At 65.3% G+C, this 21,239-nt stretch carries 22 protein-coding genes; 8 read left to right on the top strand and 14 right to left on the bottom strand.

All coding sequences use genetic code 11. From position 1 onward, the window contains the following. Positions 1 to 8: 8 nt before the first annotated feature. From RXV88_RS17365 to pyrH, 9 genes are all read right to left on the bottom strand, one after another. Entirely contained in the window at positions 9 to 563 is a 555-nt protein-coding gene (locus RXV88_RS17365; protein ID WP_316294759.1) for an OmpH family outer membrane protein, read from the bottom strand. Further along, positions 563 to 2,905 (bottom strand): outer membrane protein assembly factor BamA, encoded by a 2,343-nt coding sequence (gene bamA, locus RXV88_RS17360; RefSeq protein WP_410468837.1) that lies wholly within the window; start codon positions 2,903 to 2,905, stop codon positions 563 to 565. The genes RXV88_RS17365 and bamA overlap by 1 nt, the downstream gene beginning before the upstream one ends. Before the next feature lie 110 nt (positions 2,906 to 3,015). Further along, on the bottom strand, positions 3,016 to 3,144 hold the full coding sequence (locus RXV88_RS17355; RefSeq protein WP_316294758.1) for a hypothetical protein: 129 nt from the start codon (positions 3,142 to 3,144) through the stop codon (positions 3,016 to 3,018). A gap of 84 nt (positions 3,145 to 3,228) precedes the next feature. Beyond that, positions 3,229 to 4,572, bottom strand: a complete 1,344-nt coding sequence (gene rseP / locus RXV88_RS17350; RefSeq protein ID WP_316294757.1) for an RIP metalloprotease RseP — start codon at positions 4,570 to 4,572, stop codon at positions 3,229 to 3,231. Positions 4,573 to 4,584: 12 nt separating this feature from the next. Further along, on the bottom strand, positions 4,585 to 5,763 hold the full coding sequence (gene dxr / locus RXV88_RS17345) for a 1-deoxy-D-xylulose-5-phosphate reductoisomerase (RefSeq protein WP_316294756.1): 1,179 nt from the start codon (positions 5,761 to 5,763) through the stop codon (positions 4,585 to 4,587). Next, on the bottom strand, positions 5,760 to 6,548 hold the full coding sequence (locus RXV88_RS17340) for a phosphatidate cytidylyltransferase (RefSeq protein ID WP_316294755.1): 789 nt from the start codon (positions 6,546 to 6,548) through the stop codon (positions 5,760 to 5,762). Before RXV88_RS17340 ends, dxr begins: the two co-directional genes overlap by 4 nt. After that, a complete protein-coding gene (locus RXV88_RS17335) occupies positions 6,545 to 7,270 on the bottom strand; it encodes an isoprenyl transferase (RefSeq protein ID WP_316294754.1) in 726 nt (241 codons plus the stop codon). Before RXV88_RS17335 ends, RXV88_RS17340 begins: the two co-directional genes overlap by 4 nt. A gap of 36 nt (positions 7,271 to 7,306) precedes the next feature. After that, the gene (gene frr / locus RXV88_RS17330) at positions 7,307 to 7,870 is read right to left on the bottom strand and encodes a ribosome recycling factor (protein WP_316294753.1); all 564 of its coding nucleotides are present in this window, start codon (positions 7,868 to 7,870) and stop codon (positions 7,307 to 7,309) included. A gap of 96 nt (positions 7,871 to 7,966) precedes the next feature. Then, on the bottom strand, positions 7,967 to 8,698 hold the full coding sequence (gene pyrH, locus RXV88_RS17325; protein ID WP_316294752.1) for a UMP kinase: 732 nt from the start codon (positions 8,696 to 8,698) through the stop codon (positions 7,967 to 7,969). A gap of 128 nt (positions 8,699 to 8,826) precedes the next feature. Here pyrH and miaA point away from each other — a divergent pair, with 128 nt between their 5' ends. From miaA to RXV88_RS17295, 6 genes are all read left to right on the top strand, one after another. Continuing rightward, positions 8,827 to 9,711 (top strand): tRNA (adenosine(37)-N6)-dimethylallyltransferase MiaA, encoded by an 885-nt coding sequence (gene miaA / locus RXV88_RS17320; protein WP_316294751.1) that lies wholly within the window; start codon positions 8,827 to 8,829, stop codon positions 9,709 to 9,711. Further along, entirely contained in the window at positions 9,708 to 10,517 is an 810-nt protein-coding gene (locus RXV88_RS17315) for an AraC family transcriptional regulator (protein ID WP_316294750.1), read from the top strand. The genes miaA and RXV88_RS17315 overlap by 4 nt, the downstream gene beginning before the upstream one ends. Positions 10,518 to 10,732: 215 nt before the next feature. Further along, positions 10,733 to 12,403: an ABC transporter substrate-binding protein gene (locus RXV88_RS17310; RefSeq protein WP_316294749.1), complete on the top strand. Its 1,671-nt coding sequence runs from the start codon at positions 10,733 to 10,735 to the stop codon at positions 12,401 to 12,403. Positions 12,404 to 12,505: 102 nt separating this feature from the next. After that, positions 12,506 to 13,552 carry an ABC transporter permease gene (locus RXV88_RS17305; protein WP_316294748.1) on the top strand — a complete coding sequence of 349 codons (1,047 nt, stop codon included), beginning with the start codon at positions 12,506 to 12,508 and terminating at the stop codon, positions 13,550 to 13,552. Between the two features lie 15 nt (positions 13,553 to 13,567). After that, a complete protein-coding gene (locus RXV88_RS17300) occupies positions 13,568 to 14,764 on the top strand; it encodes an ABC transporter permease (RefSeq protein WP_316294747.1) in 1,197 nt (398 codons plus the stop codon). 99 nt (positions 14,765 to 14,863) lie between these two features. Continuing rightward, positions 14,864 to 16,948 (top strand): ABC transporter ATP-binding protein, encoded by a 2,085-nt coding sequence (locus RXV88_RS17295; RefSeq protein WP_316294746.1) that lies wholly within the window; start codon positions 14,864 to 14,866, stop codon positions 16,946 to 16,948. On the opposite strand, the gene RXV88_RS17290 is transcribed toward RXV88_RS17295, so the two are convergent. The 3 genes from RXV88_RS17290 to RXV88_RS17280 are packed head-to-tail and all read right to left on the bottom strand — an operon-like array spanning position 16,929 to position 18,509. After that, positions 16,929 to 17,543, bottom strand: a complete 615-nt coding sequence (locus tag RXV88_RS17290) for a DedA family protein (RefSeq protein WP_316294745.1) — start codon at positions 17,541 to 17,543, stop codon at positions 16,929 to 16,931. The genes RXV88_RS17295 and RXV88_RS17290 overlap by 20 nt on opposite strands. Continuing rightward, positions 17,540 to 17,887 carry a hypothetical protein gene (locus RXV88_RS17285; RefSeq protein WP_316294744.1) on the bottom strand — a complete coding sequence of 116 codons (348 nt, stop codon included), beginning with the start codon at positions 17,885 to 17,887 and terminating at the stop codon, positions 17,540 to 17,542. Before RXV88_RS17285 ends, RXV88_RS17290 begins: the two co-directional genes overlap by 4 nt. A gap of 13 nt (positions 17,888 to 17,900) precedes the next feature. Beyond that, a complete protein-coding gene (locus RXV88_RS17280) occupies positions 17,901 to 18,509 on the bottom strand; it encodes a lytic transglycosylase domain-containing protein (protein ID WP_316294743.1) in 609 nt (202 codons plus the stop codon). A gap of 195 nt (positions 18,510 to 18,704) precedes the next feature. On the opposite strand from RXV88_RS17280, the gene ssb reads away from it, so the two are divergent. After that, positions 18,705 to 19,220, top strand: a complete 516-nt coding sequence (gene ssb / locus RXV88_RS17275; RefSeq protein WP_316294742.1) for a single-stranded DNA-binding protein — start codon at positions 18,705 to 18,707, stop codon at positions 19,218 to 19,220. A 90-nt stretch (positions 19,221 to 19,310) separates the two neighbouring features. Here the strand turns inward: ssb and aroB are convergent, their stop codons facing one another. Both aroB and RXV88_RS17265 read right to left on the bottom strand, forming a co-directional pair. Further along, positions 19,311 to 20,423 carry a 3-dehydroquinate synthase gene (gene aroB / locus RXV88_RS17270; protein ID WP_316294741.1) on the bottom strand — a complete coding sequence of 371 codons (1,113 nt, stop codon included), beginning with the start codon at positions 20,421 to 20,423 and terminating at the stop codon, positions 19,311 to 19,313. Further along, the gene (locus tag RXV88_RS17265) at positions 20,420 to 20,968 is read right to left on the bottom strand and encodes a shikimate kinase (protein ID WP_316294740.1); all 549 of its coding nucleotides are present in this window, start codon (positions 20,966 to 20,968) and stop codon (positions 20,420 to 20,422) included. The genes aroB and RXV88_RS17265 overlap by 4 nt, the downstream gene beginning before the upstream one ends. 120 nt (positions 20,969 to 21,088) lie before the next feature. Between RXV88_RS17265 and RXV88_RS17260 the strand changes: the two genes are divergently transcribed. Then, positions 21,089 to 21,238 (top strand): hypothetical protein, encoded by a 150-nt coding sequence (locus RXV88_RS17260; RefSeq protein ID WP_316294739.1) that lies wholly within the window; start codon positions 21,089 to 21,091, stop codon positions 21,236 to 21,238. The last annotated feature ends 1 nt before the right edge of the window (position 21,239 follow it).

The following is a 21,239-nucleotide window of genomic DNA, read 5'->3' as shown; positions in this document are numbered from 1 at the left end:
AAGGCGGCTTAATCCTGCGACGGGGCGTCCGGGCCTTGTCCGGCGGCTTCGGCGTTGATGCGGGCGATGGCCTCGTCGGTGATGTCGATCGCATCGGCGCTGATAAAGACCGTGCGGCGCTCGAAAATCGCGGTGGCGCCGGTATCGCGCATGATCTCGGCCAGAACCGGCTCGGCGGCGCGCAGAAACTCGCGCTGCGCCGTTTCGCGGCGGGTGCCGAGCGCGCGCACCTTGGCGTCCTGTTCACGCCGCGAGGTCTGTACCTTTTCGTCAAAGGCGTTTGCCAGTTCGCGGAAGGCCTCGGGCTCCATCTCGGCGCGCATCTCGGTCAGGCGGCGCTCTTCATCGGCCAGTTCCGCCTCGATGCGGCGGTTCTCGGCGGCCAGCGCCTCGGACTCGGCCTCGATCTCCTGCTCGAAGCGGGTGCCATAGACGCTGTCGGCAAAGAGCCTTTCGAACTCGACTGTCAGAAACGGGCTGTCGGGAAGCGACAGGCCCTGCGCCGCCGCCAGCGGCGCAAGACACCATGTCAGTACAAGCGACAGCGCGGCCCGGCGCAGCATCAGAACTGGGTCGAAATAGTCAGTTCGAAGTTACGCTCTTCGTCGCGCTTTTCCTTCTGCAACGCTTCGGTGAAGTTGAAGCGCAGCGGGCCGATGGCGGTGTTCCAGAAGATCGACACGCCCACGACCTGACGCGAGCTGAAGTCGTCGTAGAGCACGTTCGCGTTCGTGTCGTCCAGCCCCCAGAGCGAGCCGATGTCATAGAACACGCCCCCGGTGATGCCGTATTCCTCGGGCAGGCCCAGCGGGAATTCCGCCTCGAACCGGGCCACGGCGTAGTAATTGCCGCCAAGCGCGTCATCCACCTCACCCGGGCCGTATTCGCGCGGACCGATGCCGCCCAGCTCGAACCCGCGCATCAGCGACGAGCCCAGGAAGTAACGGTCGGTCACCCGGCTGGAGCCGCTGGAATAATTCAGCGCACCGGCGTTGAAGGAGGCGCGCAGCGTCACTTCTTCGTTCAGCACTTTGGTCTGCGCCACGGCGCGGACGGTTGTCTTGACAAAGGTGTTGTCGCCCCCCAGCCCGCCGAAATCCTGGCCGAACTCCAGCAGCACACCGGCGTTCGGGTTCAGCCCGGTGCGGCGGGTGTCGTAGCTGTAGGTATAGCCGACCGAGCTGTCCCAGACCTGGCCGCGATCCGCTTCGGCGGTGATCAGCGCGCCCACATTGCTGCTCAGATCGTCGATCTCGCTTGCGCGGGCGGTGTAGCGCAGCTGCATCCGGCCGTTTTCCGACAGCGGAAAGCTCAGCGACGGCTGGAACGAGCCCAGCGTCGTGTCGTATTCCGCCGCGAAGTTGTCCGTCTCGCTGTAGTTGAGGTTCAAGTTAAAGGCGAGGTCGCGGCCCAGCAGCGACGGTTCGGTGAAGCGGAACGTGTAGCTGCGGGATTCCGTCCCGGTGTCGACGCCCAGCGTCAGCCCCTGCCCGCGCCCCAGAAAGTTCCGCTCGTTGAACTCGACCGCAAGGCCGAAGCCGTTGTCGGACGAGAACGAGCCGCCAAAGCTGAGCGAGCCGGTGGGCGCCTCTTCGACATCCACATCGACGATGACCTGCTGCGGGGTCGAGCCTTCGCGCGCCTGCACCTCGGCGTTGCCGAAGAACCCCAGAGCGCGGATGCGTTCGGCGCTTTCGCGGATGGCGCGCGGGTTGAACGGGTCGCCCTCGACCACGCGGAACTGCCGGCGGATGACCCGGTCGAGCGTGGTGGTGTTGCCCTCGATGTCGATGCGTTCGACAAAGATCCTCTGGCCGCGGGTCAGCATGAATTCCACATCCAGCGTCAGGTCAGCGTCATTGCGGGTGATGCGCGGTTCGACACGAACGAAATTCAGCCCCTCGCGGATCGCCAGACGCTCCAGCCGGGCGATGTCGTTTTCCACCAGCGACGGGGAATAGACCGCACCGTCGCGGATTTTGACCGCCTTCTGAAAGGCCTCTGCGTCGACCTCGGGCAGATCCGAGGTCACCAGCACCTCGCCCACGCGGAACTGCTGGCCCTCGTCGACATTGAAAGTCACGAAATAGCCGTCGCGCTCTTGCGTCAGCTCGGCGTTCACACCGGTGATGCGGAAATCGACATAGCCGCGCGAGCTGTAAAAATCCGACAGAACCTGTTTGTCGAACTCGATGCGGTCGGCGATGAAGGTGTCGCTGCGGATGATCGCGCGGAAGAGGCCGGCCTGTTTGGTTTCCAGCACGCGGCGCAGGCGGCGGTCGGAATATTCGGTATTGCCGACGAAGGCGATGCGCTCGACCTCGGTGGTGCCGCCCTCGAAGATCTCGAACACCAGATCGACACGGTTTTCGCTGCGGCGGATGACCTTGGGCTGGACCCGCGCGGCGACGCGGCCCTGCTGGACATAAGCGTCGGTGATCGCGGCGGCGTCAGCCTCGGCCAGGCGCGGGTTGAACACGCGGCGCGGCTGGCTTTGCAGCAGCGGTTCCAGATCCTCGTCCTTGATCCGGCGGTTGCCCTCGAAATTGATGCGGTTCACGGTGGGGAATTCGACCACCTTGATGACCAGGCGGCTGCCCTGTGGCACGATCTCGACCGATTCAAAGAGGCCCGAGGCGAGGATGCGCTGGTAGGCATCGTTCAGTTCGGCCGCCGACACGGTCTGGCCGCGGCCGATGCCCGCATAGCTGAGGATCGTGCCCGGCTCGATCCGCTGGTTGCCCTCGATCGAGACGCTGTTGAACACATAGGATTGCGCCCACGCCTGAGGCGCTGGCGCCATGGCCGAAAAGGCCATCCCAAGGCCGAGTGCCGCTGCCAAAGGTGCGGCGCGCCCAAGCCCCCGCTTGCCCCGCGCCGAGTGCCCCGAAAGGTGCTTGGTCATATCGCCGATCCAGTTACTGCCCCATCGGGTTTTGAGTATCGGGATTGCCGTGGATTGTCAAAAGGCGCGGGCGCGTTTTCGGCGCTTTCCGGGCGAGTTGTTGTATCGCTTTACAACAGCGACCCCAGATAGGCACCGAAGAACAGCGCGCCCACGATGGTGGCGGTGTACAAAAGCCGGTCCCAGTTGATGCTGACCAGCAGGCTCAGGCCACGATAGCCGTCTTGGATTGTCTGCATGGATTCGTTCCTCACGCGTTGCGTCGCCCTTTTCTAGGGGGCAAATGGGGCAGGATTTTGACATCCCGCCCCGCGCGAAGAGGCTCAGGGACAGAAAAGGTCGTTGGACAGCGCAAAGACCATCAGCCCCAGCACCAGCGTCAGCCCGATGGACATCAGGACCTTGAGCGCACGGTCGCTGGGCGGGCGGCCCGACACTGCCTCGTAGGCGAAAAAGCACAGATGCCCACCGTCCAGAACCGGCACCGGAAAGAGGTTCAGCAGCCCGACTGCGGTCGAGAGAACCGCGATGAACCAGATAAAGTTCGACGTGCCCTGGCTGGCCATGTCGCCCGAGGTCTCGGCGATGCCGATGGGACCCGAAAGGTTGCAGGTGCTGATCGCGCCGGTCACGATGTGCCACAGCCCCGACAGCGACCCCTGGATGATCGCGCCCACCTGCGCCACGCCCGACATCAGCGATTCTCCGACGCCCGGCGTCTCGGTCGCGGCGGTAAAGAAGAGCCCGCCGGTGATGCCGATCCGGTAGAAGGTCTTGAACGAATTGTCGTCCTGCGGTTCGTCCACCCGGCGCGGCGTCAGCGTCATATCCAGGATGTCGCCATCGCGCCAGACCTCAAGCTCGAGCGACGCGCCCTCCGAGCCCTCGACCCGCTCCTTGAGCTGGTCGAAGGCAAAGATCGGGTCGCCGTCGATCGACAGGATCACGTCGTCGGGGCGCATCCCGATGTCGCTGGCCGCCGACCGCGGCACGATCTGGCTGGCGATGGGGGCAAAGACATAAGGCCCGGACACGGTCAGCGTCTCGCCACCCCGGCGCACGGTATAGTCAAGCGTCGGCTGCACCGGCAGCGCGCGCAGATAGCTGTCGAAACTGATCTCTTCGTCGAAGGCCGGCGGGGCCTTGCCCTCGATCGCCACGATCTCGTCGCCGATGCGCAGCTCGTTGGTGTAGGGTAGCGGCTCCAGATCGCCCACGGTCAGCGGCTCGGACGCCACCCCGCGCCACAGGAACACGCTGGTGAAAATCAGCACCGACAGCGCGAAATTGAACAGCGGTCCCGCCGCGACGGTCGCCGTCCGCGCCCAGAGCGGCGCGCCGTTCATGGTGTGACGCAACTCGTCGTCCGACAGACCCTGCATCGCGTCGGCGTCCACCCCGCCCGACGGGTTGGCGTCGCCCATGAACTTGACATAGCCGCCAAAGGGAAGCGCCGCGAGTTGCCATTTCGTGCCGTGCTTGTCGTGGCGCGAGAACAGAACCGGCCCGAAGCCCAGCGAAAACACCTCGGCATGGATCCCCGACCAGCGGCCGACGATGTAATGGCCGTATTCATGGATCGCCACGATCACCGACAACGCCACGACAAAGGCGACAAGCGTCCAGATCACGCTGCCGAACTCGGGAAGTAAAATCGCTAGGTCCAAAGGTTCAGCCCTTTAGTTGTTCCAGTTTGCCTGTCTTATCACATCGTCCGCCGTCTGGCGGGCGAGATGGTCTGCCTCGCGCACGTTATCAAGAGTTATCCCGGCATCAATATGACCCGGATGCGCTGAAAGCTTGTTCAACACCGCCTCGACCACGTCGGTCATCCGGGTGAAGCCGATGCGCTTTTCGATGAAGGCGTCCAGCGCGCGTTCCTTGGCCGCGTTGAAAACCGCCCCCGCCAGCCCGCCGGTCTGCATCACCTCGCGCGCCAGCCGCAGGGCGGGCCAGCGGGCCTCGTCGGCGGGCCGGAAGCTGAGCGTGGCGATCTGCGCCAGATCCAGCCGGTGCACCGGCAGCGCCTTGCGGTCGGGGTAATGCAGCGCGAAACCGATGGCGTGGCGCATGTCGGGCGGGCCGACATGCGCCATCAGCGCGCCGTCGCGAAAGCCGACCAGCGCATGGATCAGGGATTCGGGGTGGACGACGGCCTCGATCTGATCGGGGGTGAAGCCAAAAAACTCTTTGGTTTCTATCAGTTCCAGCGCCTTGTTGAACATCGACGCGCTGTCGATGGTGATCCGCTGGCCCATGTCCCAATTGGGATGCGTCGCGGCCTGATCCGGCGTGGCGCTGGCCAGCGCCTCGATCGGCCAGTCGCGGAACGCACCGCCCGAGGCGGTGATCACCACCCGCTCGACCGCCGAGATATCCTCTCCGATGAGCGCCTGGAACACCGCCGAATGTTCGCTGTCCACCGGCAGGATGCGCGCCTCGTGGCGGCGCGCGGTCTGCATCACCAGAGGCCCGGCGCAGACCATGCTTTCCTTGTTGGCCAGCGCCAGCGTCGCGCCGGTTTCCAGCGCGCGCAGTCCGGGGGCGAGCCCCGCAGCACCGACGATGGCCGACATCACCCAATCCGCCGGACGGCTGGCCGCCTCGATCAGCGCTGCCTCTCCGGCAGCCGCCTCGATCCCGGTGCCCGCAAGTGCCGCGCGCAAGGGTGCCAGGCAGTCCTCAAAGGCCGTCACCGCGACCTTGGCGTTCAATTTCTTAGCGTCTTCCGCCAGTTGCGCGATGTTCTTGCCACCGGTCAGCGCCACGACGTCATATGCCCCGGGATCGCGCGCGATCAGGTCGATGGTGTTCTGCCCGATGGAACCGGTGGCCCCGAAGATCGACACCCGCCTCATTGCAGCCCCGGCGGAAAGCCGACGATCTGCCCGGCGATCACGATGAAAAGCGCCGCCCCCAGCATCCCGTCGAACCGGTCCAGCAGCCCGCCATGCCCCGGGATCAGCGCCGAGCTGTCCTTGACCCCGGCGCGGCGCTTGATGGCGCTTTCGCCAATGTCGCCGATCTGGCTGGCCATGCTGACCGCGACGCTGATGCCCATCAGCCCGATCCCGGCATCTGTCGCGCCGGCAAAGGCAAGCCCCACCAACGCGGCCCCCAGCCATCCGGCGGTCGCGCCCGACCAGGTCTTCTTGGGGCTGACCCGCGGCCAAAGCTTGGGTCCGCCAATGAGACGGCCCGCGAAATACCCTGCGATGTCGGTCACCACGACTACCAACACCAGCCAAAGCATCCACAAAAGCCCGAAATCATCGCGCAAGGCCATCATGCCGTAGCCCGCCAGCAAGATCAGCGCGGTAAAGACCGCATAGGTCGCGCCGCCCTGCTCCATCCGGCTGAGCCCGACCATCGAGGGCAGCAGCAAGAGCGGCAGCGCGAAGGACGCGGGCAGTTCGATAGCGATCACCACCGCGGCCCCCGCGACCAGCGCCAGCAGCTGGGCCGAACGTGTGCGCCCGGTGTCCAGCATCCGCACCAGCTCCCACACCATCAGCCCGCAGATCAGTCCGATCAGCGCGTGAAACCAGAGGCCCCCCAGCCAGACCGCCCCCAGCCCGACCGCCACCATCGCCGCACCCGAGGCGAGACGCGGGGCCAGATCGTCCCAGGACGCGCCGCTCATGCCTTGACCGCTCCGAACCGCCGGTCCCTTGCGCCATAGGACAGCATCAGCCGGCCGAATTCCCCGGCGGTGAAATCGGGCCAGAGCGTGTCGACGAATTCATATTCCGAATAGGCCGATTGCCAGAGCAGAAAGTTGGAAATCCGCGCCTCGCCGCTGGTGCGGATCACCAGGTCCGGATCGGGTAAAACGCAGGTGTCCAGATACTTTGGCAGCGTTTCTTCATTCACGTCGCGCGGGTTCAGCCGCCCATCCGCCACGTCCTGCGCCAGCCGCTTGGTGGCGCGGGCGACCTCGTCGCGGCCGCCATAGTTCAGCGCGATGGTCAGGTTGATCCCGGTGCAATGGGCGGTCATCAGCTCAAGCTCGTCCATCAGCGACACCAGCTTGGCATCGAGCCGCACCCGGTCGCCGATGAAACGCACCTGGACGTTCTCGTCGCGCAGCGCGCGCGCCTCTTTGGTGATGTAGCGGCGAAAGAGGCTCATCAGCCCGGCCACCTCGACCTGAGTGCGTTTCCAGTTCTCGGTCGAAAAGGCGAAGATCGTCAGGTATTCGACGCCGTAATCCGGGCAGGCCTCGACGATCTCGCGGACCCGCCGCGCGCCGGCGTGATGCCCGAAAAGCCGCGGCCGGCCGCGCTGGGTCGCCCAGCGGCCGTTGCCATCCATGATGATCGCCACATGGCGCGGGCCCTTGTGGCTGCGGATGTCATCGGCCATGGCGGCTCCTGTGGTGGGATCGACGCAATGGACCGGTCAGACCTGCATGATCTCTTCCTGCTTGGTCTCGAGCTGCTTGTCGACCTTGCCGATATAAGTGTCGGTCAGCTCTTGCACCTCGGCCTCCCAGAATTTCTGGTCGTCCTCGGACAGACCGTCGGCCTTGGCCTTCTTGATCTGGTCCATGCCGTCGCGCCGCAGGTTGCGGATCGCGACCCGCGCGTGTTCGGCATATTGCCCGGCGACCTTGGTCAGCTCGCGGCGGCGTTCCTCGTTCAGCTCGGGGATGGGCAGCATGATGATCGTGCCGTTGGTCTGAGGATTGATCCCCAAGCCACTCTCGCGAATGGCTTTTTCGACCTTGCCCACCAGACCCTTGTCCCAGACGTTGACGGTGACCATGCGCGGCTCGGGCACGTTGACGGTGCCGACCTGGTTGATCGGCGTCATCGCGCCATAGGCATCGACCATCACCGGTTCCAGCATCGAGGCCGAGGCCCGCCCGGTCCGCAACGAGGCGAATTCGGTGCGCAAATTCGCCATGGCACCGTCCATGCGCCGCGTCAGATCGTCTGTGTCGAGTTCGAAATCGTCTGCCATGTTATCCTCGGGACGTGTTCTTTTCCTTGGCCCCCGTGTCTAGGCGGTTCCGTCCGGCTTGTATAGATCCTACCGCCCAAGGCGCCACGGGCGGGCTCAGCCGTGCACGGTGGTATAGGTGCCCTTGCCCGCCAGAATGCCGCGAAAGCCGCCCGGTTCGTCCAGCGAGAAGACGATGATGGGCAGGTTGTTGTCGCGCGCCAGCGCGATGGCCGAGGCGTCCATCACCTTGAGGTTCTTCTGCAGCACATCGTCATAGCTGACCCGGTCATAGCGCACCGCATCGTCGCATTTCATCGGGTCCTTGTCGTAGACGCCGTCGACCTTGGTGCCCTTGAAGATCGCCTCGCAGTTCATCTCGGAGGCGCGCAGCGTCGCGGCGGTGTCGGTGGTGAAATAGGGGTTGCCGGTGCCGGCGGCGAAGATGCAGACCCGTTTCTTTTCCAGGTGCCGCACGGCGCGGCGGCGGATATAGGGCTCGGCCACCTCGTTCATGGTTATGGCGCTGATGACCCGGGTGTGGATGCCCAGCCCCTCCAGCGCCGATTGCATCGCCAGCGCGTTCATCACCGTGGCCAGCATGCCCATGTAGTCGGCGGTCGTGCGTTCCATCCCCTGCGCAGACCCTTGCAGCCCGCGAAAGATGTTGCCGCCGCCGATGACCATGCAGATCTCGACGCCCATGTCGTGCACCGATTTGACCTCGCGCGCGATGCGCTCGACCGTGGGGGGGTGCAGGCCAAAGCCCTGGTCCCCCATCAGCGCCTCGCCCGAAATCTTGAGCATCACACGGCGAAAGGTGGTCTCGGGTTGGGCTTGGTCCGCCATGTTGCGCTCCGTTCGGTTCAGGGTCTAGGATTGCGGGCATAAATGTCCGAAAACGCGGTTGGCTGCAATGGCGGTTCACGCCGCACCGGCATTCGGGCAGCCAAGGCAGGGCCAGACGGGGACAGTCCATGACGCTTCCGCAGATCGCGCCGGACCGTCCGGTTCTGATCGCCGGGCCGACGGCCAGCGGCAAATCCGCGCTCGCGCTGCGGATCGCGCGGGATCAGGGCGGGGTCGTGGTCAATGCCGACGCCATCCAGGTCTATGCCAACTGGCGCATCCTGACCGCGCGCCCCTCGCCCGAGGACGAGGCGCAGGCGCGGCATCTGCTTTACGGGCACGTGCCGGGCGACGCGCCCTATTCGGTCGGCCAGTGGCTGCGCGATCTGGAACCGATCCTGCAGGGGCCCGACAGGCCGATCATCGTGGGGGGCACCGGGCTCTATTTCTCGGCGCTGACCGAGGGGCTGGCCGACATCCCCGCCACCACGCCCGAGATGCGCGCGCGCGCCGATGCCGAACTGCGCGAGCGCGGGCTGGCGGCGATGGTAGAGGCGCTCGACGCTGAAAGCCGCGCGCGGATCGACACCGCCAACCCGATGCGGGTGCAGCGCGCCTGGGAGGTGTTGCAGATGACCGGGCGCGGCATCGCCGCCTGGCAGGACGACACCCCGCCACCGCGCCTGCCGTTGGATCGGGTGACGCCGATCCTCTTCGATCTGCCCAAAGAGGTTCTGAACACCCGCATCGCGGCGCGGTTTCAGGCCATGCTGGAGCAAGGCGCGCTGGACGAAGCGCGGGCGAACGAGCCCGGCTGGTCGCCCGCCCTGCCCTCGGCCAAGGCCATCGGCGCGGCCGAGCTGATCGCCCATCTGCGCGGCGAAATGACATTGGACAAGGCGGCGGAACGCGCCACCATCGCCACCCGCCAATTCGCCAAGCGCCAGCGCACCTGGTTCCGCGCCCGTATGTCGGGCTGGCACCGTTACACACCCGAAGGCGCCGCGGCGTGACCGCGGGCCTGGCCCCGATTCGGTCGATGACCTATGCCCGGATGGTGCAGGGTCAGGGCTGGCGCACGGGGCTCTTGCACGACCGGCCCGACAACGTGCTGATCTGGATCACCCGCGGCCAGGGCCGGGTCGTCATCAACGGCATCCGGCGCGGGATGGGCACGCATAACGCGCTTTGGCTGCCGGCGGGGAGGCTCTGGTCGATCGACCCCGGGCCGCAATCGCTGGCGCAGGTGGTGATCAGCCCCGCCGGGCTGACCGGGCGCCTGCCGAAAGAGCCGCTACATCTGCGGGTGCGCGACAGCCTCGGCCAGGCCGAGCTGACCGGCCATATCGAGGCGATGCAGCGCGAGATGTCGCAGAACCGGCCCCTGCTGCAAGAGGCGCTCGAGGCGCATGTCCGGCTGATCGCGGTCTGGCTCTGGCGGCAGCAGGCTGCGGGCGCGGCGGACGCCCCTGAGGACACCGCCGGGCACCGGCTGGTTCGGCGCTTTGTGCGCGATGTGGTCGCGGGGCCGCCCGGCGACCGCCCGGTCGCGGCCTATGCCGCCGCGCTGGAGGTCACGCCGACCCATCTGACCCGCGCCTGCCGCGCCGCCTGCGGCAAATCCGCCAACCAGATCCTGACCGAACGCCGCCTTCACGCGGCGCAGGTGCTGCTGGGCCAGCCGACGCCGCCGATCCAGAATGTCGCGCGGCATCTGGGTTTTCATTCGCCCGCCTATTTCACCCGCTTCATCCGCTCGCATACCGGCAAGGCGCCCTCCGTGCTGCGCCGCGCGCTGCGGCAGGCCGCACCCGAATAAGGATGCCGCCCCCGACAAATGTCGCTTTTGAAAAAGGACAATGTCGTTTTTGTGTTCCATTTCGGCGAAACCAGCCGTTGACGGCACTGCCAATCTCGTGCCGAATGCCCATCACATAAACGGGGGTGATGGCTGCGATGTTCGGAATACATCGGTCAGCGCAGGTAAAAACCTGAAAAATCCCGAATAAAAATGAGTGTCACAGGGAGATGAAGATGACGCAGACCGACCAACAGCAGTGGGTGCACCCCGCTGCGAAGATGTATGCACACGAGTTCAAGGCCGGTCTGATGGACCGCCGCGAGTTCCTCGCTCGCACGACCATGCTGGGCGTGACCGCCACTGCCGCCTATGCTCTGGGCGGGCTGGGCAGCCCCGCGCAGGCCGCCGCCCATATCCAGCAGGGCGGCACCCTGCGGATGCAGATGGAAGTCCGCCTGCACAAGGATCCGCGCACCTACGACTGGACCCAGATGGCCTACGTGACCGCCGGCACGCTGGAATACATGGTCGAATACAATTCCGACGGCACCTTCCGCGGCATGCTTCTGGAAAGCTGGTCGGCCAATGAAGACGCGACCGAATACACGCTGAACGTCCGCCCGGGCATCAAGTGGAACAACGGCGACGACTTTACCTCGGCCGATGTGGTCCGCATGATCGAGCGCTGGTGCGACAAGTCGGTCGAGGGCAACTCGATGGCCGGCCGCATGGCGACACTGATCGACGACGCCACCGGCAAGCTGGCCGACGGCGTGGTGTCGGCCCCCGACGACCTGACCGTCATGATCAAGCTGCCGCGCCCGGACATCACCATCATCGCCGGCATGGCCGACTATCCCGCCGCCGTGGTGCATTCGAGCTATAACCCCGATGCCGATCTGTCGACCCTCGTGGGCACCGGCCCGATGGTGGTCGAACAGCTCGACGTCGGCGTCAAGGCCGTGCTGGTCAAGGGCGACCACGAATGGTGGGGCAACAGCGCCTTCGACGAGGGCGGGTTCTACCTCGACCGGATCGAGTACATCGACTACGGCACCGACCCCGCCGCCTGGCTGGCCGCTGCCGAGGCCGAAGAGGTCGACACATTCTATGAAAGCATCGGCGATTTCATCGACATCCTCGACGCCATCGGCTTTGAGAAGACCGAGGTGGTCACCGGCGCGACCATCGTGATCCGCCCGAACCAGAAGGCCGAGGTGGACGGCATCATGCCTTACGCCGACAAGCGCGTGCGTCAGGCGCTGGCGATGGCGGTCGACAACCAGGTCTGCCTGGAACTGGGCTATGCAAGCCGCGGCGTCGTGGCCGACAACCACCACGTTGCGCCGGTTCATCCGGAATACAACCCCGATGTGGGCCGCCTGCCCTACGACCCGGCCAAGGCCAAGGCGCTGATGGAAGAGGCCGGCATGGCCGATTTCGAGCACGAGCTGCTGTCGATCGACGACGACTGGCGCAAGAACACCACCGATGCGGTCGCCGCCCAGCTGCGCGACGCCGGCATCAACGTCAAGCGCACGATCCTTCCCGGCTCGACCTTCTGGAACGACTGGGTGGGCTATCCGTTCAGCTCGACCAACTGGAACCACCGCCCGCTGGGCACCCAGGTTCTGGCGCTGGCCTACCGTTCGGGCGAGGCGTGGAACGAAAGCGGGTTCGAAAACCCCGAGTTCGACGCGCTGCTGGCCGAGGCCAACTCGATCGCCGATGCCGACGCGCGCCGCGTGGTGATGGGCAAGATCCAGGGGATCATGGTCGACGAAGGCGTGACCATCCAGCCTTACTGGCGCTCGCTCTACCGCCACAACAAGCCCGGCTTGCTCGGCACGGACATGCACATCGCGTTCCTGCCGCAGATTTACAAGTACGGCTTCGCCGCCTGATAGAGACCATCGCACGGGCCGCCCCAAAGGGCGGCCCGTTTGCCAAGGGACGGGCCGCAGCCACGGGACCGGTCCGCAATAACAAGACCAAAGAGAGGCACCATGGGACTGTTCATCCTTCGTCGGTCCGGGATCATGATCATCACGGCGCTGTGCCTGACGTTCATCGTCTTCTTTCTGACCAACCTTTACCCGAACCTCGAAAAACTGGCCAAGACCCAGGGCAATTTCCGCATGTCCGAGGAAGAGGTCGCCAGCTGGCTGGACAACCGCGGCTATACCCAGCCGCTCTTGACCAAATACGGCCAATGGCTGGGCGTGCTGCCGGGCTACGTGATCGAGTCGGACAGCGGCGACGTGCGCGGCAAATGTATCCGCGACGGGATCGCCCCCGAGGAGGCCCCGACATACTGCGGTATCCTGCAGGGGGACTGGGGCTATTCGACGGTCTTTCAGGAATCCGCGGGCGAGATCATCGGCACGCGGCTGGGGCTGACGGGCAAGCTGATGTTCTGGGTCATGGTGCTGATGGTGCCCTCGGCGCTGATCCTGGGCGTTCTGGCGGGGATGCGCGAGGGGTCGCGCACCGACCGGGCGCTTTCGACCGTGGCGATCACCACGACGGCCACGCCTGAATACGTGTCGGGGGTGATCCTGATCGCGGTCTTCGCGTCGTCGGCGGTGGGGCTCAAATGGTTCAAGGGCACCGCAACCAGCGCCATGGAAAGCGCCAATTTCGAGAATTTCTTCCTGCCGGTGCTGACCATCGCGCTTTACGGCATGGGCTATATCGCGCGGATGACCCGCGCCTCGATGGCCGAGGTCATGACCGCGCAATACATCCGCACCGCGCGGCTGAAAGGCGTGAGCTTTCCCAACATCGTGGTGAAACACGCGCTGCGCAACGCGCTGATCGCGCCTTTCACGGTGATCATGCTGCAGTTCCCCTGGCTCTTGAACGGGGTCGTCATCGTCGAGACGCTGTTCAACTACAAGGGCTTCGGCTGGACGCTGGTGCAGGCCGCCGGCAACAACGACATCGAGCTTTTGCTGGGCGTGTCGGTGGTGTCGGTGATCGTGGTGCTGGTCACGCAGCTCATATCCGACATCGGATATGTCTATCTCAACCCGCGCATCAGCGTGTCTTAAGGGAGGATAACCGACATGGATCCTTTGTCCTGGGGGGAGATCATCCTCCGCGTCCTCGCCCAATTCACGCCGGTGTGGATTTCGCTGGTCCTGCTGTTCGTCGTGTCGATGCTGTTCAAGCGGCGGCTGGGGCTTTACGGCAAGCTTTTCGACAGCGTGATCGGCATGATCGGCTTTGCGCTGGTGATGTTCTGGGTCTTTACCGGCATCTACGGCGCCTTCGACCTGATCGTCACTCATGATCCGCTGAGCCAGATCTCGGCCATGAAGAACAAGCCGCCGGGAACGCCCGTTCCGGGCGCCGCGGAGGAAGGGCTTTATCCCTATTACCTCTTCGGCGGCGACAACCTGGCGCGCGACGTCTTCAGCCGCATGATCAAGGGGTCCTGGGTGGTGGTGCAGATCGCGCCGCTGGCCACGCTCTTTGCCTTCATGGTGGGGATCACGCTGGGGCTGCCGGCGGGATATTTCGGCGGCCGGCTGGACACGTTCCTGTCGTTCCTGGCGAACCTGATCCTCGCCTTCCCGGTGATCCTGCTGTTTTACCTGCTGGTCACGCCGGAAATCGTGGCGACCGGGATCCCCAATTACATGGCGACGTTCCTCTTTATCTTCCCGATCGTCTTCGCGGCGGTGCTGCTCAATTCGCGCTACCACACGCGGCCAAGGCTGCGCACGCCGCTTCTGATCGGGGTGCTGGGGGTGCTGGGCTGGCTGTACCTGTCGCTGATATCCGAGGTGGGATCGAAGGTGCATGTGATCCCGGGCTTCGCCGATCTTTTCGACGTGCCGTCGGGGATCCTCGTGGTCTTCGTGTCGGTGGTCTTTGTGAACTCGCCCACCGTCTTCCGGATCGTCCGGGGGCTGGCGATGGACATCAAGACCCGCGACTACGTTGCCGCCGCCCAGACCCGTGGCGAGGGCACGTGGTACATCATGCTGTGGGAGATCCTGCCCAACGCGCGCGGGCCGCTGATCGTCGATTTCTGTCTGCGCATCGGCTACACCACGATCCTTTTGGGCACCTTGGGCTTCTTCGGCCTGGGCCTGCCGCCCGAGAGCCCCGACTGGGGCACGACGATCAACGACGGGCGGCGGTTGCTGCAGATCTATCTGCACCCCGCCATCGTGCCGGCGCTGTCGCTGCTGAGCCTCGTGCTGGGGCTTAATCTGCTGGCGGACGGGCTGCGCGAGGAAAGCCTGAAAGACTGACGAGGGCGGAGCCGGGGGGCCAGCCCCCCGGACCCCCCGGGATATTTTCGACCAGATGAAACAGAGATGTCACTCTGGTCCCCGACAGGGAGACACCACATGAAAGACGGCTATAGCGGGCCCATTCTGGAGATCGACAAGCTGTCGATTTCCTTCTTCACCCGGCTGCGGGAAATTCCGGCGGTGATGGATTTCTCGGTGGCGGTGCAGCCGGGCGAGGCGGTGGGCCTTGTCGGCGAATCCGGCTGCGGCAAATCCACCGTGGCGCTGGGGGTGATGCAGGATCTGGGCAAGAACGGGCGGATCGTCGGCGGCTCGATCAAGTTCAAGGGCCGCGATCTGAGCACGCTGAGCGCCGAAGAGCTGCGCGACATCCGCGGGTCCGAGATCGCCATGATCTATCAGGAGCCGATGGCGAGCCTCAATCCGGCGATGAAGATCGGCAAGCAGCTGATGGAGGTTCCGATCATCCACCGCCGCGCCTCGGAGAAAGAGGCTTTTGAGCGCGCGTTGCAGGTGGTCACGGATGTGAAGCTGCCCGACCCCAAGCGCATCCTCAACAGCTATCCGCACCAATTGTCCGGCGGCCAGCAGCAGCGGATCGTCATCGCCATGGCGCTGATGGCCGAGCCGTCGCTGCTGATCCTGGACGAGCCGACGACGGCGCTCGACGTGACGGTCGAGGCGGCGGTGGTCGAGCTGGTCAAGGAGCTGGGCAAGAAATACGGCACCTCGATGCTGTTCATCAGCCACAACCTGGGTCTGGTGCTGGAAACCTGCGACCGCCTTTGCGTGATGTATTCCGGCGAGGCTGTAGAGCGCGGCTCGATCACCGATGTCTTCGACGAGATGCAGCATCCCTATACGCAGGCGCTATTCCGGTCGATCCCGCTGCCGGGGGCGGACAAGAACAGCCGTCCGCTGGTGGCCATTCCGGGCAACTTCCCCCTGCCCCACGAACGCCCGCCAGGCTGCAATTTCGGCCCCCGTTGCGATTATTTCGAGCAGGGGCGCTGCGATAAGGGCAACATCGCGATGTTCGACGTGCCGGGCAACGACCGCCACGCCACGCGCTGCCTGAAATTTCAGGAGATCGACTGGAACGCGCCGATCAGCGTCGGCAAGCAGACCGAAAAGGCCAAGCCCGGTCAGGTCGTGCTGAAGATGGACAACCTCAAGAAATACTACGAGGTCGCGGCCAACGCGCTTTTCGGCAAGTCGGGCGAGACCAAGGTCGTGAAGGCCAACGAAACCCTGTCCTTCGAGGCGCGAGAATCCGAGACGTTGGCCATCGTCGGCGAATCGGGCTGCGGCAAGTCGACCTTCGCCAAGGTGCTGATGGGGCTCGAGACGGCGACCGACGGGCAGATCCTGCTCGACAACAAGAACATCGAGGGCACGCCCATCGAGGCGCGCGACACCAAGACCATTGCCGATGTGCAGATGGTGTTCCAGAACCCGTTCGACACGCTCAACCCGTCGATGACGGTGGGCCGGCAGATCATGCGCGCGCTGGAGATCTTCGGCATCGGCGACAGCGAGGCGGAACGGCGCGAGCGGATGCTCAAGCTGCTCGACCTGGTGAAACTGCCGCGCGCCTTCGCCGACCGGATGCCGCGCCAGCTTTCGGGCGGGCAAAAGCAGCGTGTGGGCATCGCGCGGGCCTTTGCGGGGGATGCGCGGATCGTCGTGGCGGACGAGCCGGTGTCGGCGCTGGACGTCAGCGTGCAGGCCGCCGTGACCGACCTGCTGATGGAGATCCAGCGCGAGCACAAGACCACGCTGTTGTTCATCAGCCACGATCTATCCATCGTGCGCTATCTCAGCGACCGGGTGATGGTGATGTATCTGGGCCATGTGGTCGAGCTTGGCACCACCGAGCAGGTTTTTGCCCCGCCCTACCATCCTTATACCGAGGCGCTGCTTTCGGCGGTGCCCATCGCCGACACCAAGGTGGTAAAGCAGCATATCGTGCTGGAGGGCGACATCCCCTCGGCGATGAACCCGCCGCCGGGCTGCCCGTTCCAGACCCGCTGCCGGTGGAAATCGAAGGTGCCCGGCGGGCTCTGCGAAAAAGAGGTACCGCCGCAGAGGACCATGGCGGATGGGCATCAGATCAAGTGTCACCTCTCGGAGGCGGAGTTCGCCAATATGGAGCCGGTGATCAAGGTCGCGGCGGAGTAGCGCCTTGCGCTTTCAGGCGGTGCAGAAGCGCGCGGCCTGAAAGCACCGTCAGCAGCAGCGCCACCAGCAGGCCCGACACAGCGCCCAGCATGTCCGACAGCGCCTCGAGCTGGCTGGCGAAGGCGGCACCGAGCCCGATGTAGAGCGTCACCCAGACGCTTTCGCCAAGGACAGAGGCCAGGCTGAACCGCGCCCAGCCCAGCCCGGCCGCACCGCCGGCGAAATTGACGTAAGGCCCCAGCGGGCTGAAAAGCCACCGGGTGAGAAAGACCGTTGTCGCGGCGCGGGCATGGAGCCGTGACCTGGCGCGGTCGAGCATTTTCGCGCGCTTGGGGTCGCGGCCTAGCCGGGCCAGCAGGCCCGACCCGCGCCGCCCGATGGCGAACCCCGCCTGATCGCCCAGCACCGAGCCGCCAAGCGCCGCCGCGACGACCGACAAAGCCTCGAGGTCGCCCGACGCCACAAAGGCGCCGCCCGTCAGCATCATCAGCGAACTGGGTACCGGCAGCGCCAGGCACGACAGGAAGGTCACCGTCAAAAGCGCCACAGGGCCATAGACGGGCACCAGCGACAAGGCGGTTTCCGTCAGCGTCATTGCGCAGCCCGGTGCGCGGCGATGGCGGCGTCGAGCTCGTCCAACAGAACCGGCAGGGGCATGCCCCGCGCCTCGGCAATCTGGGCCAGCGTGATGCGCCGGCCCTGTCCGTCACGGCTCAGCTGCAGGATCTCTGCCATATCCTGAGGCGCGATATGCCAGCTTTGGGCGACATAGCGCGGGGTCATCCAGCCCGCGAGCGCCTGATCGCGATGCGCGGGATTGGCCCAGTAGACGGTAAAGACCACAAGCCGGACGGCAAAAAAAAGCACGGCCGCGGACGACAGCACAAAGGCCGATGTCAGCAGCGGATGACGGCGCCAGAGCGTGAGGACGGCTCTCATGGCGCGGCCCGGCTCAGCTGCCCCAGATCTTTTTGACGTAGTTCCGGGTCTCACGGTAAGGCGGCACGCCGCGGTGCTTTTTCACCGCCTGGGGGCCCGCGTTATAGGCCGCCAGCGCCAGACGCCAGGATCCGAACTCGCGGTATTGCTGCGCCAGATAGCGTGCGCCGCCTTCGAGGTTCTCGGCCGGATCGTGCGGGTCGACGCCCAGAATGCGCGCGGTGCCGGGCATCAGCTGGGCCAGCCCGATAGCGCCCTTGTGCGACCGGGCACGCGGCTTGAAATTGGATTCCTGCTTCACCAGCCGCAGGAACAGGTTCTCGGGCACGCCATGCCTGCGCGCGGCAGAGCGGGCCATATCGGCGTACACGCCGTTGTAGCGCCCGCGATAGACCGGCACCGATCCGTCATTGGTGGCAGGGCCCCATTTCGTGGGCGTGATCACGGTGGGCGGCTTGAGCCGGACGGAGTTCTTGTATTGCTGCGCCGCGCGGCTGTCCAAAACCTTGGTCTGGTTGCTGAAAAGCAGCACGCGGTTCTTGGTCGAGATCGTCTCGGACAGGGCCGCCTGCGCCACCATCGTCGCCCCAAAGGCCAGAGCCACCGTCACACTTGCCCGCATCGTCACAATGCCCCCACATCGGAACCTTGGCGCACTATACCCATTCCGAGCGATTCCGCCACCCCGGGGCCGGGCCGCGATTTTCGTCCTTAACCCCTTATTCACCGGGGTTGGGTCGTGTAGTCTGAGCGAAACGCCGCCGAGGCCAGATTCGGCCCGGCACCCTATCGGTTAGAGACGAGAAAGAGGACAATCATGGCAGGTTCGGTCAACAAGGTGATCCTGATCGGCAATCTGGGCCGCGACCCCGAAGTGCGCACGTTCCAGAACGGCGGGAAGGTTTGCAACCTGCGCATCGCCACCTCGGAGACGTGGAAAGACCGCAACACCGGCGAACGGCGCGAACGCACCGAGTGGCATTCGGTGGCGATCTTCAACGAAAACCTCGCCCGGCTGGCCGAGCAATATCTGCGCAAGGGCTCGAAGGTCTATATCGAGGGCAAGCTGGAAACCCGCAAATGGCAGGACCAATCCGGGCAGGACCGCTATTCGACCGAGGTCGTGCTGCGCCCCTATGCCGGTGAACTGACCTTCCTCGACAGCCGCGAGGGCGGCTCGGGCGGCGGCGGTGGTGGCGGCGGTTATGGCGGCGGCGGCGATTACGGCGGCGATCAGGGCTATGGTGGCGGCGATCAGGGTGGTTACGGCGGGGGCGGCTCGGGCCCCGCGCGGGCGCCCGCGCGCGATATCGACGACGAGATCCCTTTCTAAAGCGCGGTTCGGGGGCTCTGCCCCCGCCGTGCCATGGGCACGGCCCCCCCGGGATATTTCTGGATCAGTGAAACGGACAAGGGCCCTGCGTCAGCGGGCGCGCAGCGCGTCGTCGAGCACCGACAGTACCGCGTCGCGGGGCACGTCCGAAGTGACGAAGGCCGCGCCAATGCCGCGCGCGAGGATGAAGCGCAGCTGGCCGTCGATGACCTTCTTGTCCTGGCCCATGAGATCGAGCAGTGCTTCGGCCCCCGGCAGATCGCCGGGGATGTCGGAGAGGTCGGTCTTCATCTTCATGGCCGAGAGATGGGCACGGACACGGCTGGGGACCTCTTGCGAGCAGAGGCCGAGGCGCGACGAAAGTTCGAACGCCAGCGCGCAGCCGATGGACACGCCCTCGCCATGCAGCAGGCGGTCGGAATAGCCCGTGGCGGCCTCGAGCGCGTGGCAGAAGGTGTGGCCCAGGTTCAAAAGCGCGCGGTCGCCTTGTTCGGTCTCGTCGCGCACGACGATGTCGGCCTTCATCTCGACCGAGCGGCGCACCGCATAGGCGCGGCTTGCGACGTCGCCTTCGGCAAGGGCGGGGCCGTTTTCTTCGAGCCATTCGAAGAACGCCGCGTCCCCCAGAAGGCCGTATTTCACCACCTCGCCATAGCCCGCGAGGAAATCGCGGGCGGTCAGCGTGGCCAGCGCGTCGATATCGGCGAGCACGAGGCTGGGCTGGTGGAACGCGCCTATGAGGTTCTTGCCCTGCGGCGCGTTGATGCCGGTCTTGCCGCCGACCGAGCTGTCGACCTGCGCCAAAAGCGACGTGGGGATCTGCACAAAGCGCACGCCGCGCCGCAGGATCGCGGCGGCAAATCCCACCAGATCGCCGACCACACCGCCGCCCAAGGCGATCACCACGCCGCGCCGCTCGACCTTTTGGTCGAGCAGCCATTCCACCGTGCGGATCAGATGCGGCCAGCTTTTGGTGGCTTCGCCGGGCGGCAGGGTCAGGGCCGATGAGGCGATGCCCTCGGCCCTTAGCGCGTCCTGCAAGGTTGCCAGATGCGCGGCGGCGACGGTTTCGTCGGTGACGATGGCCACTTCGGGGCGGTGCAGAAGCGGCGCGATCTCGGCCCCGGCGCGGGCGATCAGCCCGGAGCCGATTCGCACGTCATAGGCGCGGTCGCCCAGCGGTACATGCACGGTTTCGGTCATTCCTTGATCTCCAGCACGTCGGGGCGGGTGGCCAGCGCGTCGCGCACACGGCGGGCCATTTCCTCGATCGAAAAGGCCGGATCGGCCTTCACCGCCAGATCGGCCAGCGCATAGACCGGCACCCGCGCCTGATAAATTTCGGTGAGCTTGCCCAGCGGATCGGGCCCGCGCAGCAGCGGCCGGGTGTCCTTGTGCCGGACCCGGTTCCACAAGAGCGGCAGATCGGCGTCGAGCCAGACCGACACGCCCTTGGCGCTGATGTTGCGACGGTTCTCTTCGGACATGAACGCGCCGCCGCCAGTCGACAGGATACCCGCCCTGCTCTCAAGCAGCCGGTCGATCACCTGCGATTCCTTCTGGCGGAAGAACGGCTCGCCATCGCGGGCGAAAATCTCGGCGATGGTCATGTTGGCGGCCAGCTCGATCTCGTGGTCGGAATCGATGAAGGGCACACGAAGAAGCGCCGCCAAGGCCTTGCCCACGGCGGTTTTTCCCGCGCCCATCATGCCGACGAGCACAACCGTCTTTTTCAAGCGCATCCGCATCGCGGCGATCACTTCTCGGCCATTGGCCGCCAAAATCCGTCAATCCATACGTGAATGACGTGAACTTGCGCAAAAGACCAGTTATAAGTTGGGCAAAACAAGAGGCAGGAAGACGCACACATGGGGCGCATCATCAAATGGCTGTTCTATCTTTTGACCCTGGGCGCGGTGGCGCTGGTCGCCTATGCCTATGTGGGCCCCTTTTTCGGGGCGGATTTCTCGCCTCCGCAAACCGAGGTGCGGCAACCTGTTGAATTCGATACCGATTAAA

Source organism: Aestuariicoccus sp. MJ-SS9 (assembly GCF_032586235.1).
In the GTDB taxonomy this organism is placed as follows: domain Bacteria; phylum Pseudomonadota; class Alphaproteobacteria; order Rhodobacterales; family Rhodobacteraceae; genus Aestuariicoccus.
Note: the sequence above shows the minus strand (reverse complement) of the source record. Positions and strands in the feature narration are given on the sequence as shown.

Excerpts from the sequence above, each read along its gene's own strand:
- RXV88_RS17365 (WP_316294759.1), bottom strand. The coding sequence starts at position 563 with ATGCTGCGCCGGGCCGCGCTGTCGCTTGTACTGACATGGTGTCTTGCG.
- bamA (WP_410468837.1), bottom strand. The coding sequence starts at position 2,905 with ATGACCAAGCACCTTTCGGGGCACTCGGCGCGGGGCAAGCGGGGGCTT.
- RXV88_RS17355 (WP_316294758.1), bottom strand. The coding sequence starts at position 3,144 with ATGCAGACAATCCAAGACGGCTATCGTGGCCTGAGCCTGCTGGTCAGC.
- dxr (WP_316294756.1), bottom strand. The coding sequence starts at position 5,763 with ATGAGGCGGGTGTCGATCTTCGGGGCCACCGGTTCCATCGGGCAGAAC.
- RXV88_RS17340 (WP_316294755.1), bottom strand. The coding sequence starts at position 6,548 with ATGAGCGGCGCGTCCTGGGACGATCTGGCCCCGCGTCTCGCCTCGGGT.
- RXV88_RS17335 (WP_316294754.1), bottom strand. The coding sequence starts at position 7,270 with ATGGCCGATGACATCCGCAGCCACAAGGGCCCGCGCCATGTGGCGATC.
- frr (WP_316294753.1), bottom strand. The coding sequence starts at position 7,870 with ATGGCAGACGATTTCGAACTCGACACAGACGATCTGACGCGGCGCATG.
- pyrH (WP_316294752.1), bottom strand. The coding sequence starts at position 8,698 with ATGGCGGACCAAGCCCAACCCGAGACCACCTTTCGCCGTGTGATGCTC.
- miaA (WP_316294751.1), top strand. The coding sequence starts at position 8,827 with ATGACGCTTCCGCAGATCGCGCCGGACCGTCCGGTTCTGATCGCCGGG.
- RXV88_RS17310 (WP_316294749.1), top strand. The coding sequence starts at position 10,733 with ATGACGCAGACCGACCAACAGCAGTGGGTGCACCCCGCTGCGAAGATG.
- RXV88_RS17305 (WP_316294748.1), top strand. The coding sequence starts at position 12,506 with ATGGGACTGTTCATCCTTCGTCGGTCCGGGATCATGATCATCACGGCG.
- RXV88_RS17300 (WP_316294747.1), top strand. The coding sequence starts at position 13,568 with ATGGATCCTTTGTCCTGGGGGGAGATCATCCTCCGCGTCCTCGCCCAA.
- RXV88_RS17295 (WP_316294746.1), top strand. The coding sequence starts at position 14,864 with ATGAAAGACGGCTATAGCGGGCCCATTCTGGAGATCGACAAGCTGTCG.
- RXV88_RS17290 (WP_316294745.1), bottom strand. The coding sequence starts at position 17,543 with ATGACGCTGACGGAAACCGCCTTGTCGCTGGTGCCCGTCTATGGCCCT.
- RXV88_RS17285 (WP_316294744.1), bottom strand. The coding sequence starts at position 17,887 with ATGAGAGCCGTCCTCACGCTCTGGCGCCGTCATCCGCTGCTGACATCG.
- RXV88_RS17280 (WP_316294743.1), bottom strand. The coding sequence starts at position 18,509 with ATGCGGGCAAGTGTGACGGTGGCTCTGGCCTTTGGGGCGACGATGGTG.
- ssb (WP_316294742.1), top strand. The coding sequence starts at position 18,705 with ATGGCAGGTTCGGTCAACAAGGTGATCCTGATCGGCAATCTGGGCCGC.
- aroB (WP_316294741.1), bottom strand. The coding sequence starts at position 20,423 with ATGACCGAAACCGTGCATGTACCGCTGGGCGACCGCGCCTATGACGTG.
- RXV88_RS17265 (WP_316294740.1), bottom strand. The coding sequence starts at position 20,968 with ATGCGGATGCGCTTGAAAAAGACGGTTGTGCTCGTCGGCATGATGGGC.
- RXV88_RS17260 (WP_316294739.1), top strand. The coding sequence starts at position 21,089 with ATGGGGCGCATCATCAAATGGCTGTTCTATCTTTTGACCCTGGGCGCG.